General features: G+C 73.7%; 12 protein-coding genes. 7 read left to right on the top strand and 5 right to left on the bottom strand.

What is annotated here, in order from left to right; all coding sequences use genetic code 11:
• Positions 1 to 32: 32 nt before the first annotated feature.
• Together ACWGH1_RS26865 and ACWGH1_RS26860 are read right to left on the bottom strand one after the other, a co-directional pair.
• Positions 33 to 506 (bottom strand): hypothetical protein, encoded by a 474-nt coding sequence (locus tag ACWGH1_RS26865; RefSeq protein ID WP_453409078.1) that lies wholly within the window; start codon positions 504 to 506, stop codon positions 33 to 35.
• A gap of 115 nt (positions 507 to 621) precedes the next feature.
• Entirely contained in the window at positions 622 to 1,851 is a 1,230-nt protein-coding gene (locus tag ACWGH1_RS26860) for a nucleotide sugar dehydrogenase (RefSeq protein ID WP_453355776.1), read from the bottom strand.
• A gap of 283 nt (positions 1,852 to 2,134) precedes the next feature.
• On the opposite strand from ACWGH1_RS26860, the gene ACWGH1_RS26855 reads away from it, so the two are divergent.
• The 7 genes from ACWGH1_RS26855 to ACWGH1_RS26825 all read left to right on the top strand — a co-directional run bounded on the left by ACWGH1_RS26855 (position 2,135) and on the right by ACWGH1_RS26825 (position 16,140).
• A complete protein-coding gene (locus ACWGH1_RS26855) occupies positions 2,135 to 3,841 on the top strand; it encodes a glycerol-3-phosphate dehydrogenase/oxidase (protein WP_453355777.1) in 1,707 nt (568 codons plus the stop codon).
• A 149-nt stretch (positions 3,842 to 3,990) separates the two neighbouring features.
• A complete protein-coding gene (locus ACWGH1_RS26850; RefSeq protein ID WP_453409077.1) occupies positions 3,991 to 6,369 on the top strand; it encodes a protein kinase domain-containing protein in 2,379 nt (792 codons plus the stop codon).
• A gap of 116 nt (positions 6,370 to 6,485) precedes the next feature.
• Positions 6,486 to 9,002: a protein kinase gene (locus tag ACWGH1_RS26845; RefSeq protein ID WP_453409076.1), complete on the top strand. Its 2,517-nt coding sequence runs from the start codon at positions 6,486 to 6,488 to the stop codon at positions 9,000 to 9,002.
• 124 nt (positions 9,003 to 9,126) lie between these two features.
• The gene (locus ACWGH1_RS26840) at positions 9,127 to 10,764 is read left to right on the top strand and encodes a serine/threonine-protein kinase (RefSeq protein WP_453409075.1); all 1,638 of its coding nucleotides are present in this window, start codon (positions 9,127 to 9,129) and stop codon (positions 10,762 to 10,764) included.
• A 103-nt stretch (positions 10,765 to 10,867) separates the two neighbouring features.
• Complete coding sequence (locus ACWGH1_RS26835) at positions 10,868 to 12,499, top strand: succinic semialdehyde dehydrogenase (RefSeq protein ID WP_453409074.1); 1,632 nt, start codon at positions 10,868 to 10,870, stop codon at positions 12,497 to 12,499.
• Between the two features lie 14 nt (positions 12,500 to 12,513).
• Positions 12,514 to 14,310 (top strand): GMC oxidoreductase, encoded by a 1,797-nt coding sequence (locus ACWGH1_RS26830; protein WP_453357063.1) that lies wholly within the window; start codon positions 12,514 to 12,516, stop codon positions 14,308 to 14,310.
• A gap of 189 nt (positions 14,311 to 14,499) precedes the next feature.
• Complete coding sequence (locus ACWGH1_RS26825) at positions 14,500 to 16,140, top strand: peptidase (RefSeq protein WP_453409073.1); 1,641 nt, start codon at positions 14,500 to 14,502, stop codon at positions 16,138 to 16,140.
• A 277-nt stretch (positions 16,141 to 16,417) separates the two neighbouring features.
• Here the strand turns inward: ACWGH1_RS26825 and ACWGH1_RS26820 are convergent, their stop codons facing one another.
• The 3 genes from ACWGH1_RS26820 to ACWGH1_RS26810 form a co-directional block, all read right to left on the bottom strand.
• Entirely contained in the window at positions 16,418 to 16,681 is a 264-nt protein-coding gene (locus tag ACWGH1_RS26820) for a chorismate mutase (protein WP_453409072.1), read from the bottom strand.
• Between the two features lie 180 nt (positions 16,682 to 16,861).
• Positions 16,862 to 17,128 (bottom strand): DUF7848 domain-containing protein, encoded by a 267-nt coding sequence (locus ACWGH1_RS26815; protein ID WP_453356511.1) that lies wholly within the window; start codon positions 17,126 to 17,128, stop codon positions 16,862 to 16,864.
• 8 nt (positions 17,129 to 17,136) lie between these two features.
• Positions 17,137 to 17,331, bottom strand: coding sequence for a hypothetical protein (locus tag ACWGH1_RS26810; protein ID WP_453356512.1), 195 nt, complete (start codon positions 17,329 to 17,331; stop codon positions 17,137 to 17,139).
• Positions 17,332 to 17,503: the final 172 nt, after the last annotated feature.

The raw sequence follows: 17,503 nt of genomic DNA, 5'->3' as shown, positions 1-17,503 counted from the left end.
GAGCCGGGCCCATCGGCGCGAGCGGTCCGCGATCAGGCGGCGGCCTTCTTGGCCGCGCCGAAGGAGACGAAGCCGCCGATCGCCAGGAAGAGGTAGTCGATCACGTCGGAGGACTCCTTCCAGAGGTCGTTCAGACCGCCGATGCCGACCTTGTCCAGCACGTCGGCGAGGCCGACGTGGTTGACGTCGGCGACCACGAGCGCGGTGAAGAACAGCTGGCCGGCGTAGACGGCGCCGAGCGACAGGACCGCGCTGGCCACGGGCAGTACGGGGTTGCGGCCACCGAGCTTCCCGGCGGCCAGGCCGACCAGCAGGCCGACGCCGACGGCGGCGTAGCCGATCTGGCGCTCGATGGCGTGCATGATGCCGCCGTAGGCGCCCGCCGCGACCAGGGCCGCCACGACGGCGGCCAGGATGCCGAGGCCCACGTTGCCCGAACGGGCGGGCGCCGGGGCGGGTACCTCGGTGTAGGACGAGGGCGCGGGCGGCTGGAACTGCTGGCTCATGAAGGGGTCCCCCCGGGGATGCGTGCGCACGACCGTCCGATGGACGTAAGTGCGAGATAAGCGACGCCGCAGGCTAGCAGGCCGCTCCGGCATCCGCAGGGGGGTTCCCGGCAGGTCAGAGCCGGTGGGCGGCGCCGACCGGGCTGGCGCCGCGGGTGTCCAGGAGCAGCTGGGCCTTCACCGCGAGGCCTTGCAGGTCGTACGTGCGGTGGTGCTGGAGCAGGATCGTCAGGTCGGCGTTCGCGGCGGCCTCGTACAACGATTCGGCGCGGGGGACCGGCCGGTCCCGGACGCGCCAGCCGGAGATGTACGGATCGTGGTAGCTGATCAGCGCGCCGAGGTCGATGAGCCGGCTCGCGATCTCCGGCGCCGGGGAGCCCTCCTGGTCCGCGAGGTCCGGCTTGTAGGTGACCCCGAGCAGCAGGACGCGGGCGCCGCGGGCGGATTTGCCGTGTTCGTTCAGCAGGGTGGCGGAGCGCTGGATGACGTACTGCGGCATCCGGGTGTTGATCTCCTGCGCCAGCCCGACCATGCGCAGCGGGTGGCCCGGGGTGCGGGTGGTGTGGGGGAGGTAGGTGGGGTCCAGGGGGATGCCGTGGCCGCCGACGCCGGGCCCGGGACGGAAGGCCTGGAACCCGTACGGCTTCGTCTCCGCGCACCGGATCACGTCCCAGAGGTCCACGCCGATGTCGTGGCAGAGGACCGCCATCTCGTTCATGAGGGCGATGTTGACGTGCCGGTAGTTGGTTTCCAGCAGCTGTACGGTCTCGGCCTCGCGCAGGCCCCGGGCCCGGACCACCTTCTCGGTGATGCGGGCGTAGAAGGCGTGCGCCGACTCGGTGCAGGCCGGGGTGAGACCGCCGATGACCTTGGGGGTGTTGGCGATGCCGTGGGTGCGGTTGCCCGGGTCCAGGCGGCTGGGGGAGTAGGCCAGGTGGAAGTCCCGGCCGGCGCGCAGGCCCGAGCCCGCTTCGAGGATCGGGCGCAGGTAGTCCTCGGTGACACCCGGATGGGCGGCGGATTCGAGGATGACGGTGGTGTGCGGCCGCAGCCGGGCGGCGAGCGTGTGGCCGGCCTCGCCGACTGCGGAGAGGTCGAGGGCACGGTCGGCGCCGAGCTGGGTGGGGGCGCAGATGACGGCGGTGCGGACCCGGCCGAGCTCGGCGGGGTTGGTGGTGATCCGGAAGCCGGCCGCCGACATGCGGCGGATCTCGGCGGCGGTGAGGGTGCTGTCCGTGGCCGGACCGCTGTCGTAGCCGACTGTCTCGATTCCGGCGGCGACGGCCGCCTGGGCGAGGGGGAGGCCGAGGTGGCCGAGTCCGATGACGGCGAGATCTGCGGGCATGGGGGTAGCCGTCCCTTCCCTTCCCTTACATGAGCGGGCTGGGCGCGCGAGTCTTCGGGTGATCAAGCCTGGGGATGATCGAAGGAGGCGCAATGTCAGACTAGGCATATATATGACAGAAATGTCGCATTCCGGGGGGATGGCTACCGTTGTGTTGTCCACAGGCGGTGGCCGAGTCGGCGGCGGCCGGTGAGAATCGTGGACGGGGATGTGTGCGGGTACGCCCGCAGCAGGCGGGTTCGCCCGCATCGAGCGGGTTCGCCCGCACCAACGGGAGGCAGCCGTGAGGACAGCGACACTGGGACCGGCGCAGCGCGCCGAGGCGCTCGCCGCAATGGCCGAACGCGAACTGGACGTGCTGGTCGTCGGTGCGGGCGTGGTCGGCGCCGGAACCGCCCTCGACGCCGTGACCAGAGGCCTCTCGACCGGGCTGGTGGAGGCGAGAGACTGGGCCTCGGGCACGTCGAGCAGATCGAGCAAGCTCATCCACGGCGGTCTGCGGTACCTGGAGATGCTCGACTTCGCGCTCGTGCGCGAAGCGCTGAAGGAGCGCGGCCTGCTGCTGGAGCGGCTGGCCCCGCACCTGGTCAAGCCCGTGCCGTTCCTCTACCCGCTCCAGCACAAGGCGTGGGAGCGGTTCTACGCCGGTTCGGGCGTGGCCCTCTACGACGCGATGTCGGTGTCCAGCGGGCACGGCCGGGGCCTGCCGACCCACCGGCACCTCTCCCGCAAGCGCGCGCTGCGGATCGCACCCGCGCTGCGCAAGGACGCCCTGGTGGGGGCCCTGCAGTACTACGACGCCCAGATGGACGACGCCCGGTACGTGACGACGCTGGTCCGGACGGCCGCCGTGTACGGGGCGCACTGCGCCAACCGGTCGAGGGTGATCGGGTTCCTGCGCGAGGGCGAACGGGTGGTCGGCGCGCGGGTGCGGGACGTGGAGGGCGGCGGGGAGTACGAGATCCGCGCCAAGCAGGTGGTCAACGCGACGGGTGTCTGGACGGACGACACCCAGGCGCTGATCGGCGAGCGCGGCCAGTTCCACGTCCGGGCGTCGAAGGGCGTCCATCTGGTCGTACCGAAGGACCGGATCAATTCGTCCACCGGGCTGATCCTGCGGACCGAGAAGTCCGTGCTGTTCGTCATCCCGTGGGGCCGGCACTGGATCGTGGGGACCACGGACACCGACTGGGACCTGGACAAGGCGCATCCGGCGGCGTCCAGCGCCGACATCGACTACGTGCTGGAGCACGTGAACTCGGTGCTGGCGGTGCCGCTGACGCGGGACGACGTCGAGGGCGTGTACGCGGGCCTGCGGCCGCTGCTGGCGGGCGAGTCGGACGCGACGAGCAAGCTCTCGCGCGAGCACACGGTCGCCCATCCGGTGCCGGGGCTGGTGGTGGTCGCGGGCGGCAAGTACACCACGTACCGGGTCATGGCGAAGGACGCGGTGGACGAGGCCGTGCACGGGCTGGACCAGCGGGTGGCCGAGTGCGTGACGGAGGACGTGCCGCTGGTGGGGGCGGAGGGGTACCGGGCGCTGTGGAACGGGCGCGCGCGGATCGCCGGCCGGTCGGGCCTGCACGTGGCGCGGGTGGAGCACCTGCTGAACCGGTACGGCTCGCTGACGGAGGAACTGCTGGACCTGATCGCGGCCGACCCGGGCCTGGCCGAGCCGCTGTCGGGTGCGGACGACTACTTGCGGGCAGAAGTGGTGTACGCCGCCTCGCACGAGGGAGCGCGGCACCTTGACGACGTACTGACGCGGCGCACGCGGATCTCGATCGAGACGTTCGACCGGGGGACGCGATCGGCGCGGGAATGCGCGGAGTTGATGGCTCCGGTTCTGGGCTGGGACAAGCAGCAGATCGAGAAGGAGGTCGAGCACTACGAGAAGCGGGTGGAGGCCGAGCGGGAATCGCAGCGCCAGCCGGACGACCAGACGGCGGACGCGGCGCGGCTCGGGGCGCCCGACATCGTTCCGTTGTAACTCCGGGATCCGGGAGGGGGAACCGCGGACCCGGGGCGTCCGTCCGTTGCGGAGTGAGCAACAATGAGGGTTCTGCCGGGGCGGTTTACCATGCCCCCCGGCCGCTGCCGGGGCAGCCGGGGCAGGCTGCACGATCGCAGAGGGGACGCATGTCGAAGCCGGATCACACCGAATCGCCTGCCGGCGGCGCTGCCGCCGGGGGAGCTGCCGCTGCGAATCGGGGTGCGGGCGAGGCGGAGTCCCAAGACGCGAAGCGGCACCCGGACAAGACGGCCCCCGCGAAGGCGGCCCCGAAGGCGGCGAAGCGCGTGCCCGAGCAGCCGGCGGATCCGGTGGCAGCGGCCGACGAGCCGGCCGCTGCCGAGCCGGCGGGCGCGAAGGCGGATCTGCGCAAGGCGACGCCGGAGCGGGCCGGTGCGAAGGGTGTTGGCGGCGGTTCGGGCCAGCCCGCGGCCGGCGGTGGCGGTACGCCGCGCGACGCCGAGCCGGTGGCTGCGAAGGCGAAGGCTGCCGAGCCGGTGGACGCCGAGCCCGCCGGCGCACCGCCCGCGGATGCGAAGTCCGCCGACGCCAAGACCCGCGCGGTCAAGGCCGCTGATGGCGACGCGGCGGACCGGGGGCGGTTGTTGGCCGGGCGGTACCGGTTGGGGGCCGTGCTCGGCAAGGGCGGCATGGGCACCGTGTGGCGCGCCGGGGACGAGGTCCTCGGCCGGACGGTCGCCGTCAAGGAACTCCGCTTCGGCAACGGGGTCGACGAGGACGAGAAGCGCCGGCTCATCACCCGTACCCTCCGCGAGGCCAAGGCCATCGCACGCATCCGCAGCGGCGGCGCAGTCACGGTCTACGACGTCGTCGACGAGGACGCCCGCCCGTGGATCGTCATGGAGCTCATCGAGGGACCCTCGCTCGCGGAGTACATCCGCGAGCACGGCGCCCTGACCCCCCGTCGGGCGGCCGAGGTCGGTCTCGCCGTGCTCGACGTGCTGAGCGCCGCGCACCGCCAGGGCATCCTGCACCGCGACGTGAAGCCGTCCAACGTCCTCATAGCCGACAACGGCCGGGTCGTCCTCACCGACTTCGGCATCGCCCAGGTCGAGGGCGACCCCTCCATCACCTCCACCGGCATGCTCGTCGGCGCCCCCTCCTACATCTCCCCCGAGCGCGCACGCGGCTACAAGCCCGGCCCGCCCGCCGACATGTGGTCGCTCGGCGGGCTGCTGTACGCCTGCGTCGAGGGAGTGCCCCCGTACGACAAGGGCTCCGCGCTCGCCACCCTCACCGCCGTGATGACCGAGCAGGTGGACCCGCCGAAGAACGCGGGGCCGCTGACCGAGGTGATCTACGGACTCCTGGCCAAGGACCCCGCCCAGCGGCTCGACGAGACGCGGGCGCGGGCCATGCTCACCGCCGTCATCAACGCCCCCGAACCCGCGCCCGCCCCTGAGGTGTTGCCCCCGGCGGTCGAGCAGACCCGGGCCATATCCCTGGCCGATGCCCAGGCGGCGGCGGACAAGGCCGACGCCGAGAAGGCGGAGAAGGCGGAGAAGGCGGCCCGAGCGGCGGAGGCCGCCGCGGCGAAGGCGGAGAAGAAGGAACGCGAGCGGCGCGAGAAGGAGCAGCGCGAGCGGGCCCGCGCCGCGCTGAAGTCCGCCCGCAAGGCCGCCGCGGCGGCAGCCGCCGCCTCGGCCGCCGAGGCCCCCCCGGCGCGGCCCGCGAAGGCCGTGGCGCCGCTGACCGACGTGATGGCGCGCCGCACCATAGCCCTGGCGATAGCCGGGGTGGTGGTCGTGCTGGCACTGGTCGGCTCCCTGATCGCCTACGCGTTCAGCGGTGACGACTCGGACTCCCGCAAGAACGAGGGCAAGGGCGGCCCGCAGCCGTCCGCGTCGCGGACCCCCGGCCCCCGCCCGTCCACGGGCGGTTCTACGGCCTCCACCCCCACCCCGACCCCGAACCCGAGCACGTCCCCGGGCGGCGCGGCCAACGGCGCGGGAGCGAACCCCGGCCAGGGCCAGGGCCAGGGCCAGACGCAGGGTCAGGGAGCCACCCCGGGATCCCCGGGCGGGGCGCTGCCGGCGGGCTACGCACAGGTGACGGACGTCCGGTTTCACTTCTCCATGGCCATGCCCGCCGGTTTCCACCAGACAGGCACGGCGGGCGACAACTCCGGCGCCATATACAGCCGGGACGGCGGGTTCCCGCGCATCCAGGTCGACTTCACCGGCAGCCCGGGCAAGGACGCCCGCGCCGCCTGGCTCGCGCTGGCCCCGGCCGTCGAGTCCAGCAGCAACGGCTACCACCTGCTCCGGATGGACACCGTGGACTACCGCGGCTACCCGACCGTCGCGGACTGGGAGTTCGAACGCGAGCAGCAGGGAACCAAGGTCCGGGTCCTCAACCGGGGCTTCCGGGCGGACGCCAAGCACGGCTACGCCATCATGATCAGCTGCGCCGCCGACCAGTGGGACGCCCCGGAGTGCGCCCAGCTGCGCGACACCGCGTTCCAGACCTTCCAGATCATGGGCTGACCCCCGGGTGGTCCCCCGACCGGGGCGGGCCTCGTCAGGCCCGGGACGTGGGCGCCTCGGGCGACGTATCGTGTCCGCGGGGACCAAAGGGGCCCGGCGCACTCGGGGGAGGCGGAGTGGAGGACTACGCGGGGCGGATCCTGGCGGACCGCTACCGTCTGCCGCTGCCGCCGTCGGACGAGTACGAGCTCGTCGAGACGCGGGCCTTCGACACGCGCAGCGGGCAGGAAGTCCTCGTACGGCAGGTGCCGTTGCCGGAGGTCGTGGACGCGGAGCTGCTGGACGGGACGCGCGGGCCGGTGGCCGGGCGGCGCCCGTCCGGGGAGCTTCCGGCGGTGCGCCGGGCGATCGCCGCGGCGCAGGCGGCGGCTTCGGTGCCCGACCATCCGCGGCTGGACCAGGTCTTCGACGTCTTCGCGGAGGACGGGTCGCTGTGGATAGTCAGCGAACTGGTGCCGGCGAGACCGCTGGCCGCCCTGATCGCCGATGAGCCGCTGAGCCCCTACCGGGCGGCGGAGGTGGCCTCCGACGTGCTGACCGCGCTGCGGGTGCTGCACGCGCACGGCTGGACCCACCGGAACATCACCGTCCGGACCGTGTTGATATGCGAGGACGGGCGGGTCGTCCTGACGGGTCTGGCGGCGGGCGCCGCCGAGGAGGCCCTGTGCGGGTACGACCCGGTGCCCGATGGTTCCGACGGCGGTGGCGGGAGGGGCGGGGCGGGGTGGGACGCCCCGGCCACCGGGACGGGCGGGGACGAGCCGTACGGCCCGGGCCCCGGCGCCGAGGCGCTCGCGCCTGCGGCCGAGGTGGAGCCGTATGCCTCCGGTGCGGGCGCGGAGGCGTTCGGGCCGACGTCCGAGGCGGAGTCGTACGCTTCCGGTCCCGCGGCGGAGGAGTGCGGAGCGGGCTCCGAGGCCGGGCCGTACGCCCCCGTCTACGCGCCGCTCGTCGCGCCCGGGTACGACACCGGGCCCCGCTACTCCGACCACATCCGGCCGGACGCGCGCCCCGAGTCCGGGCCGCAGGACGACGGGCCAGACCGGCAGGCCGCCGCCCGCGCCGGGACCGTCGCCGCCTACCGGGCCGGGGCGCGGGCCGCCGCCGCCCGGGTCGGCGAGGAACGCCGGGCCGCGGCGGCCGGCCTGCCGGAGCCCCGGCCCGAGGCGCTGCCCGGGGGCTCGAACCTGCCGCAGGGGTACTCGTACCCCTACGGCGGCCCGGACACGGCCGCCGCCGCGCCCTGGCACGGCGCCACCCCGCGCCGCCGCCCGGACTCCGGGCCCGAGCACCCGGCGGAGCCGCAGCCGGGGCCCGCCGAGCCGCCCCCGGCCCGGCCCGCACTGCCCGCGCGACTCGCCCTGCCCCAGGGCTACCGCCAGGCCGAAGCCCCCGGTTACGCGCCGGAGCCCGAGCGCGCGCCCGCCGCCTCCCCCGGCTGGACCGGCGGCCCGCGCACCGGTCTCGACGCCGAGCGCGCGCGGCAGACCCGGATGGCCGTCGTCGGGGCCGTCACCGAGCGGTGGGCGCCCGAACAGGCCGGCCCCGTGCACGGCCACTGGCAGCTGGCCCCGCCCGTCGGCCCCGCCACCGACCTGTGGGCGCTCGGCGCGCTGCTGTACCGCGCCGTCCAGGGCCACGCCCCGTACCCCGAGGACAGCGTCGCCGAGCTGGTCGAGATGGTGTGCGCGGAGCCCCCCGCCTTCGCCGAGGAGTGCGGCCCGCTGCGCCCGGTCGTGGAGTCGCTGCTGCGCCAGGACCCGACCGAGCGGCCCGACTTCGAGGAACTCCGCGGCTGGCTGCGGTCCCTGATCCGCTCCGCGCCCGAGCCGGACGCCGGTTCCGCGATGCTGCCGATGCCGGAACCGGACCCGGCGCGGCTGCCCGTCGTGCGCAGGCGCGGTGAGGTGCACGGCCGCCACCGCAGCGCGGAGACCGCCCGGGCCCCGCGTTCCCTGGGCCGGACCCTGCTGGTCGGGATCCTCGCGGTGCTCGCCGCGGCGGTGGCGTACGCGGTGCTGTTCATGCCCCGGTCCGCCGACCCGGGGACGGCGAAGCCCCCGCAGGCCGCCCCGGGCGTGCCCACGACGCCCGCGCCGGGCCGGACACCGCCCAAGGCGAGCGCCGGGACGCCCTCCGGCAGCCCCGAGTCCAAGCCGGCTCCGCAGACGAACGCCCCGGCGCCGCCCGGGTACACGACGCAGCAGGACCCCGAGCACTTCGAGATCGCCGTCCCCGAGGGCTGGGAGCGGCGCGGCATCAACGAGGCGGGCCAGGTCCGGTACACCGACGGCCAGTTCACGCTGACCGTCGTGCCGGGCCGGGACAAGGTCGAGGGCAGCCCCGACCCGGCGACGTACCAGAAGGACAAGGAGCCGGAACTGTCCCCGTACCGCTCCTCCACCTGGGCGAGCGGCGGCGACGTGCGGACCACCAAGGTCGGCAACCAGCTGCGGGCCACCGGCCGGTACACGTGGATCGACTCCGCCGGACGGTCCGTCGTCGCGCGCAATTTCGTCGTGGCGCTCGGCGGCAGCTACCACGTGGTGCTCGTGACGGGTCCGCAGGACGAAGAGGGCAGGGTGACCGAGGTCTTCGACAAGGCCACGGCCAGTTACCGAACCGGGGGTTGACCGGCGACTGACGGCCGGTCAGTGCGCCGATTCCGTCACAGTGCGGTCTCACCGGCCCCGCGCGGTGGGAGCATCGCCCGGGGCTCCGTAATCTGGCCCGGAGTGCACAGAGTGGCGGGGTTTCGTGGAACAGCAGACAGGCGCGGGCGCGGTGCTCGCGAGCCGGTACCGGCTCGTCGAGCCGATCGGCAGCGGCGGCATGGGCAAGGTGTGGCGCGCGCACGACGAGTTGCTGCACCGGACGGTGGCCGTCAAGGAACTGACGGCGGGTCTGTACGTCGCGCAGGCCGACCGGGACGTCCTGCACGCCCGGACGCAGAAGGAGGCCCGGGCCGCCGCCCGGATCCAGCACCCGGCCGTGGTCACCGTCCATGACGTGCTGGAGCACGACGACCGGCCCTGGATCGTCATGGAGTACATCGACGGCCCCTCGCTCGCCGAGGCGGCCAAGGCGGCCGGCCGGATCGAGCCCCGCGAGGCGGCCCGGATCGGTCTGCACGTACTGGGCGCGCTGCGCGCGGCGCACGCGGTCGGCGTCCTGCACCGGGACGTGAAGCCGGGCAACGTGCTGCTCGCGAAGGACGGCCGGGTCCTGCTCACCGACTTCGGGATCGCGGCGATCGAGGGGGACACCTCGATCACCCGCACCGGCGAACTGGTCGGCTCCATCGACTACCTGGCCCCCGAGCGGGTCACGGGAGGGGCGCCCGACCCGGCCTCCGACCTGTGGTCGCTGGGCGCCACCCTGTACACGGCCGTCGAGGCCCGCTCGCCCTTCCGCCGTACGTCGCCGATCTCCAGCCTCCAGGCCGTGGTCAACGACGAGCCGCCCGCGCTGCGCCAGGCCGGCGCGCTGGGCCCCGTCATCACCGCCCTGCTGCGCAAGGACCCCGCCGAGCGGCCCCCGGCGCAGGAGGCCGAGCGGATGCTGCTGGAGGCGATGGAGGGCCGGGAGCCGAAGGCGGCGCAGGCGTACGTACCCACCCGTGCGGTGACGCCCGCCGAACTGGCCCCCGCGCGGGAGGCACAGGCGGACCGGGCGCCCGAGGCGCGGACGGCCCACCTCGCCGAGCAGCCGCAGCCGCAGCCGCCGGCGAGGCCGGGGCCGGACCCGCTGCCCGGCAACCCGGTGCGGGGCCGGATCCGGCGGGCCGCGATCGTCGCCCTGGTGGCGGCGCTGATCGGCGGCGGCGGGGTCTTCGGCGTGCTCAAGTACACGCAGGACAGCGACGGGGGCGGCGGCTCCGACAAGAACGCGAGCGCGCCGGACGGGCAGCAGGACGACGACAACGATGCCGTCGCCCCGCCGGCCGGATGGAAGAAGGTCGTCGACCCGGCCGGTTTCTCGCTGTTCGTCCCCGCCGACTGGTCACGCCGGATGGACGGCGACCAGATCGACTACACGCCGGACGGCGGCAGGCACTTCATCCGGATCGCCGTCGACAAGAGCCCGGACTGGCCGAACCCGTACACGCACCTGCTCGACCTGGAGAAGCAGCTGCGCGAGCGGACCGACTACAAGCGCCACGACCTGCACGGGAACACCTTCCGGGGGACCACCCGGGCGGCCCTGTGGGACTTCAGCTGGACCGAGAAGGGCGCCCAGGCCGGACCGCGCCGGGCCGTCGAGCAGATGTACGTGACGCCGGACGAGGTCGAGTACGCGGTCTACATGTCGGGGCCGGCCGCCGACTGGACGACGACCCGCCAGCAGTTCGACACGGTGCTCAGCGGCTGGCAGCCCGCCGCCAAGGCGGGCTGAACCGGCGTCGGCCGGTCATCCTGCCAGCGGACACTGGCGGAAATGGCAAAATCCGGTTACCGACGGGTACCCAAAGGCCCCGGGGCGGCATACGCTCACCGCCATGACGGACTCGCAGGCCCCCGCCGCCCCCCTCCGCTCCGCACCGCAGCCCACCAACCCGGTAGCCGCCGCCCCGGCCGGCGCCCGCACCGCGGCCGACGTGGTGACCCCCGACCTGGTCGCCCGGCTGACCCGCGGAGTGATCGGCTCGGGCCGCACCGCCAACCACACGCCCTTCACCGGGGCCAAGCTGGCGGACCTGCCCGAGGCCACCCCCGAGGACGTGGCCACGGCCTTCGAGCGCGCCCGGGCGGCGCAGAGCGCCTGGGCGGCCGTCCCCGTACGGCGGCGCGCGGCCGTCCTGCTCCGCTTCCACGACCTCGTCCTGGAGCGGCAGGCCGAGGTGCTCGACCTCATCCAGCTGGAGACGGGCAAGGCCCGCCTGCACGCCCACGAAGAGGTCCAGGCCGTCGCCGTCGGGGCCCGCCACTACGGCCGCAAGGCCGCGTCCTACCTGCGGCCCAAGGGCCACACCGGGGCGATACCCACCCTGACCAAGGTCACCGAGCTGCGCCAGCCGCGCGGCGTCGTCGGCCAGATCGCCCCCTGGAACTACCCCCTCGAACTGTCCGTCGGCGACGCGCTGCCCGCCTTCGTGGCGGGCAACGCGGTCGTCATGAAGCCCGACACGGAGACCGCGCTCACCGCGCTGTGGGCCCGTGACCTGCTGATCGAGGCGGGGCTGCCCGCCGAGGTGTTCCAGATCGTGCTCGGCGAGGGCCCCGTCGTCGGCCCCGAGGTGGTCCGGCACGCCGACTACGTCTCCTTCACCGGCTCCACCCGCACCGGCCGCGAGGTCGCCCAGGGCGCGGCCGCCCGCCTGGTCGGCGTCAGCCTGGAGCTCGGCGGCAAGAACGCCATGCTCGTCCTGCACGACGCCGACGTGGAGAAGGCCGCCGCGGGCGCCGTCCGCGCCTGCTTCTCCTCCGCGGGCCAACTGTGCATCTCCATCGAGCGGCTCTACGTCCACGCCTCGGTCGCGGACGCGTTCGTCGAGCGCTTCGCCGCCCGCACCAAGGCGATGCGGCTCGGCAACTCCCTCGCCTACGGCGCCGACATGGGCTCGCTCGTCGGCGAACGGCAGCTGGAGACCGTACGGCGGCACGTGGACGAGGCCGTCGCCAAGGGCGCCACCCTGGTCGCGGGCGGCGTCGCCCGCCCCGACATCGGCCCGCTCTTCTACGAGCCGACCATCCTCGACGGCGTCGACGCCCCGATGGCGGTGTGCGGGGAGGAGACCTTCGGCCCCGTCGTCTCGATCTACCGGTTCACCGACGAGGACGAGGCCGTCGCCCTGGCCAACGCGACCCCGTACGGGCTCAACTCCAGCGTCTGGACCAGGGACGCCCGCCGGGGCCACGCCGTCGCCGCCCGCCTGCGCACCGGCACCGTCAACATCAACGAGGGCTACGCCCCCGCCTACGGCAGCGCCCAGTCGCCGATGGGCGGCATGAAGGATTCCGGCCTCGGCCGCCGGCACGGCTCCGAGGGCATCCTCAAGTACACCGAGGCGCAGACCGTCGCCCACCAGCGGCTGCTGCCGATGGCGCCCTCGCTGGGCATGGACGACGAGAAGTACGCCGAGTTCATGACCCGCAGCCTCAAGATCATGAAGGCCCTCCGCCTGCGCTAGCACGGCACCACCGACTGGGAGGCACGGCAGTGTCGTACGACTACGACGTCATCGTCATCGGATCGGGCTTCGGGGGGTCGGTCTCGGCACTGCGGCTCACCGAGAAGGGGTACCGGGTCGCCGTCCTGGAGGCAGGACGCCGCTTCACCCGCGAGAGTCTGCCCCGCACCAGCTGGGACCTGCGCAACTACCTGTGGGCCCCGGCCCTCGGGCTGTACGGGATCCAGCGCATCCACCTGCTCGGCAACGTGATGGTGCTCGCGGGCGCCGGGGTGGGCGGCGGCTCCCTCAACTACGCCAACACCCTGTACGTGCCGCCCGCCGCCTTCTTCGAGGACCGGCAGTGGGCGTCGATCACCGACTGGCGCGAGGAACTCGCCCCGTACTACGACCAGGCCAAGCGGATGCTCGGCGTACGGCTCAACCCGACGATGACCCCCTCCGACGTCCACCTCAAGGCGGTCGCCGAGAAGATGGGCGTGGGGGACTCCTTCCACATGGCCCCGGTCGGCGTCTTCTTCGGCGACGGCGAGGATGCCGGCGGGCACGGCGGGGTCCGGCCGGGCGAGGAGGTGCCCGACCCGTACTTCGGCGGCGCCGGGCCCGCCCGCAGGGCCTGCACCGAATGCGGCGAGTGCATGACGGGCTGCCGGCACGGCGCGAAGAACACCCTCACCGAGAACTACCTCCATCTCGCGGAACGCGCGGGCGCCGTCATCCACCCCATGACCACCGTCACCGCGCTCTCCGAACACCCCGACGGCGGCCACCGCGTGCGCACGGTGCCCACCGACAACCGGCGCAGGGGCCGGGCCAAGGTGCTGCGCGCCCGGTACGTGGTCGTCGCGGCGGGCACGTACGGCACCCAGACCCTGCTGCACACGATGAAGGACCGCGGTGAACTGCCCGGCATCTCGGACCGGCTCGGCGACCTGACCCGGACCAACTCCGAGGGGCTGGTCGGCGCACAGACCGACGACCGCCGCTACCGCAGGCGCCACGGCGGGGCCGCCCGGGCCGACTTCACCAAGGGCGTCGCCATCACCTCGTCGGTGCACCCCAACGCGGACACCCACATCGAGCCCGTCCGCTACGGCAAGGGCTCCAACGCCATGGGGTTCATGACCATCCTCCAGGTGCCCCACCACAAGCACCGGGTACGGGCCTGGCTCACCCGGACCGCCACCCACCCCGTACAGCTGCTGCGCTCGCTGTCCAACCGCCGCTGGTCGGAGCGGACCATCATCGGCCTGGTCATGCAGTCCCTGGACAACTCCCTGACCACGTACCGCAAGCCCGGCGGGCTCGGCAAGGGCCTGCTGACGGCCCGCCAGGGCCACGGCGCCCCCAACCCGGTGCAGATCGCGGAAGCCACCGAGGCCGCGACCCTGCTGGCCGAGGAGATCAACGGTTTCCCCGGCAGCAACGTCGGTGAACTGACGGGCACCCCGCTGACCGCTCACTTCCTCGGCGGCTGCCCGATCGGCGCGTCACGCGAGGAAGGCGTCGTGGACCCCTACCACCGGCTGTACGGGCATCCGGGCATCTCGGTGGTCGACGGTGCGGCGGTCTCCGCGAACCTCGGCGTCAATCCGTCGCTGACGATCACGGCGCAGGCGGAGCGGGCGATGTCGTACTGGCCCAACAAGGGCGAGCCTGACCCGCGTCCCGCGCAGGGCGCCGGATACGTCCGGCTGGCCGCCGTGGAACCGGTCGCCCCGGCCGTCCCGAAAGAGGCGTTCGGCGCGCTGCGGCTGCCGTTCCTGGCGGTGCCGGAAATTCCCCCGAGGCAAACGGAATCCGGGCACTGACCGCGCCGGGCACCGGGTACGACAACGGCGGGCACCGCGCTCCCCCTCCGAGCGCGGTGCCCGCCGTGCACACATGAGTGACCGGTGGCCGCCGTAGAAGGTTGTAGCGGAATCCCCGCGACCAGGCTGTGGCGTCCATCACACAGCGGCGCGGGCAACTGCGCCGCGCCTTCGGGGGTCAAGGGGGACATGAGAAAGCGCATCTCCCTGCTGGCCGCGTGCGGCCTGGCGGCCCTGGGTACGGCCGCCGTCCCCGCGAACGCCGCGGATCCCGTCTTTCCCCTCGTCGGCCCCTCTGCCCTGGACCTCCCGCTGCCCGTCGGCGGCGACGGGGCCAGGGAGCAGCGGCTGAGCATCAGCCTGGACCACCCGGCCACCGGGACGCCTTTCGCCGGCCTGTTCACCGTCGACCTGCGCAAGGTCGCAGGCGTCGCCACGGTGCGGGAGCACGCGAGTGGCCCCTCGCACCAGTGCATCGAGAGGGAGGGCGAACTGGTCTGTGCCTACCGCGGCCTGCCGGTCAGCCTGGAACTGGACGTCGCCGCCGCCAAGGGAGCCGCGAACGGCGCGACGGGCGAGATCACGGTGACGGGCAAGGTCCCGGGTGCCACCGTCACCCCCGTCACCACCAAGGTCAGTGTCGGCGGCCCCGACCTGGTGATGCGGGAGATGAAGCTCAAGAAGGAGCTCAAGCCGGGCGAGAGCCAGCCCATGCCGCTGGTGTTCGCCAACGAGGGCACGCAGGCGGCGAAGGGCGTGGTCCTGGAGCTGGGCACCACGCGCGGCATGGAACTCGTCGAGACGTACGACAACTGCCGCTCCCGCACCGCGGGCGACCTGACCACCGTGCTCTGCGCCGTCGAGGGCGACTTCGTCCCCGGCGCCGTCTACGAGCTGGCCGGCGACAGCCCGCTGCACGTCAAGGCCACCGCGCACGCCTACGACGACACCCTCGTCTACGGCATCCACCCGGCCGGCGACGAGCCGAAGGCGGCCTCGTGGAGCAGCAAGGCGGCGACCGGCCGGAAGCTGACCGCGGCCCCCGTGAAAAGCGCCCCGGCCGCGCCCGCGCTGCGCGCGGTGGACCTGAACCCGGGCGACAACCGCCGTGAGTTCACCTTCCGCACCGAGAACACCGCCGACTTCGCGACGAGCCCGGTGTCCCTCAAGGGCAACGCGGGCGACACCCTCAAGACGGCGTTCGTGTTCGAGAACAAGGGCCCGGCCTGGATCCGCGCCGCCCGCCCGGCGGACCCGCTGGCCCGCACGGTCGTCGTGGTGCCCGAGGGTGCGAAGGTCACCCGCAAGCCGGAGGAGTGCCTGGCCGTCGACGCGGACGGCACCAAGCGCGCCGAGCAGCTCGGCGCGCCGCGCTACGAGTGCGCGCTCGGGAACCGGGTGAGCGAGAGCGAGAAGGTGGTCTACCCCTTCGATCTGAAGCTGGAGAAGGTGGTGGAGGACGCGAAGGGCTCCGTCACCGTGGGCGACTGGGGCACGGCCGCGCCGCGGCCGCACGCCTTCGACCCGAACGCGGCGGACAACACCGCCGCCGTCGTCATCAACGCCAAGAGCGGTACGGGCACCGGCCCGACCCCCGGCCCGTCGACGAGCGGCAGCCCGTCCCCGTCCCCGTCCCCCTCCACGAGCGCGTCGGCGAGCGCCTCGCCCACGGCCAAGGCGTCCGGTGCCGGTACCGGAACCACCGCGCAGGGCGGCAACCTGGCCTCCACCGGCAGCACGGTCGGGCCGCTCGCGGTCGGCGCCGCGGCGCTGGTCGCGGCGGGCGGCGCGCTGTACGTGGCCGTACGCCGACGGGGTGTGCGCGGCTAGCGGGCGACGGAACGGCCGGCCCGGGGCGTCCCCCCGGCCGGCCGTCCCCTCGGGGTGACCGGGCTGCTGTCCCCTGCCGTCCGGTCACGCGCGGGAGCGAGGTCCCACGACGCACACCCGTCGGGCGGTACGTCTCACGCTCCCGTGGAGCCACGCGTGGTGGTGCCGACCCGCGCCTGGCTGGCGCGGACACCGGCATCAACGAAGGCGGCCGGGACCGGTCACGCTCCGGACGGGTGACGAACGGCCGCCCGTCGGCGCCCGCACCGCCGCGGCCTCAGACGCGGCCGCGGCACAGTTCCAGCAGGGTCATGGCGAGCGAGGTACCGGGCTTGCCGAGGGCATCGCTCCAATGCGAGAGCACCTCCATCTCGCGCGACAGGTGCACCCGGCGCCCGCCGGAGCCGATCCGGGCCTCCTGGATGACCGTCGAGACGGCCATCCGCTCCTGGATCAGGCCGATGATCCGGTCGTCGATCGCGTCGATGCGCGCGCGGGAGCCGGCGATCAGCTGCTCGGGGGTGGTGGTGATCGTGGTCATGGCAGTTCTCCTGTGGTTCGTGCCGACAGGAGCGGAAACGCGGAGCGCCCCGGTCCTCTCGGACCGGGGCGCTCTGGGAAGTCAGCGGCTCAAGCGAGCATCACGAGGACCCATGGCGACCGGACCGGCCGGTGCCATAGGTAAAGAGGAAGCTCAGCTGCTTGCGCATGGAAGGGATTATTACCACCCGTCCCCTTCCCGGCCAACCCCGCCCGGATCGTGAGACGGCCCGGCGGCCGGGCGCGTGACGCGCGCATGGTCGGTGAACACCCGGCGGAACAGGTCGTGGCCGGTCAGCCCGGTGTGCCGCAGGGCCCAGTCCTGCGCGGCTTCCTGCGCGTCCTGCGGCCCGGAGTCGGCCCCGCAGCGGGGGGCCGCGCAGAACGCCTCGTAGGTGATCCCGCCCTCGGGCGCGTGCCGGATGGTGTGCGCGACGTACCCGTACACCGGCCGCCTCAGCACCCGTCCCGCCCGCGGTGGGCGACGATCTCCACGTTGCAGTCCGACACCGCCGAGCGGTCGCCCCTCCGGTGCGCCTCCGACCGCTGCCTGGCGAGCGCGGCGCACACATCGCACCCGGCTGCGGGTCTGGGCGCCCCGGCGGGCAGGGAGAGGTGGACCGGGGGGCTCATGGTGGTCTGCGTTGCCATGAAACGGACGGTAGGGATGGCGACTTGAGGCCGCGAGGCCGTGTTCTCGTTTGTTCTCACCCCCCGCGTGGATGTTCTCGGATGTTCCCTCATGGTCTTGGGTATGACCTACTGCGCCGTCCGGGATCCGTGGATGCTGGGCGTGGAAGTTCCCGACGGAAGGGGCGAGTTC

The organism is Streptomyces sp. NPDC054883, assembly GCF_053610645.1.
This window is presented reverse-complemented; position numbering and strand designations above follow the sequence as displayed.

Excerpts from the sequence above, each read along its gene's own strand:
- ACWGH1_RS26865 (WP_453409078.1), bottom strand. The coding sequence starts at position 506 with ATGAGCCAGCAGTTCCAGCCGCCCGCGCCCTCGTCCTACACCGAGGTA.
- ACWGH1_RS26860 (WP_453355776.1), bottom strand. The coding sequence starts at position 1,851 with ATGCCCGCAGATCTCGCCGTCATCGGACTCGGCCACCTCGGCCTCCCC.
- ACWGH1_RS26850 (WP_453409077.1), top strand. The coding sequence starts at position 3,991 with ATGTCGAAGCCGGATCACACCGAATCGCCTGCCGGCGGCGCTGCCGCC.
- ACWGH1_RS26835 (WP_453409074.1), top strand. The coding sequence starts at position 10,868 with ATGACGGACTCGCAGGCCCCCGCCGCCCCCCTCCGCTCCGCACCGCAG.
- ACWGH1_RS26825 (WP_453409073.1), top strand. The coding sequence starts at position 14,500 with ATGAGAAAGCGCATCTCCCTGCTGGCCGCGTGCGGCCTGGCGGCCCTG.
- ACWGH1_RS26820 (WP_453409072.1), bottom strand. The coding sequence starts at position 16,681 with ATGACCACGATCACCACCACCCCCGAGCAGCTGATCGCCGGCTCCCGC.
- ACWGH1_RS26810 (WP_453356512.1), bottom strand. The coding sequence starts at position 17,331 with ATGGCAACGCAGACCACCATGAGCCCCCCGGTCCACCTCTCCCTGCCC.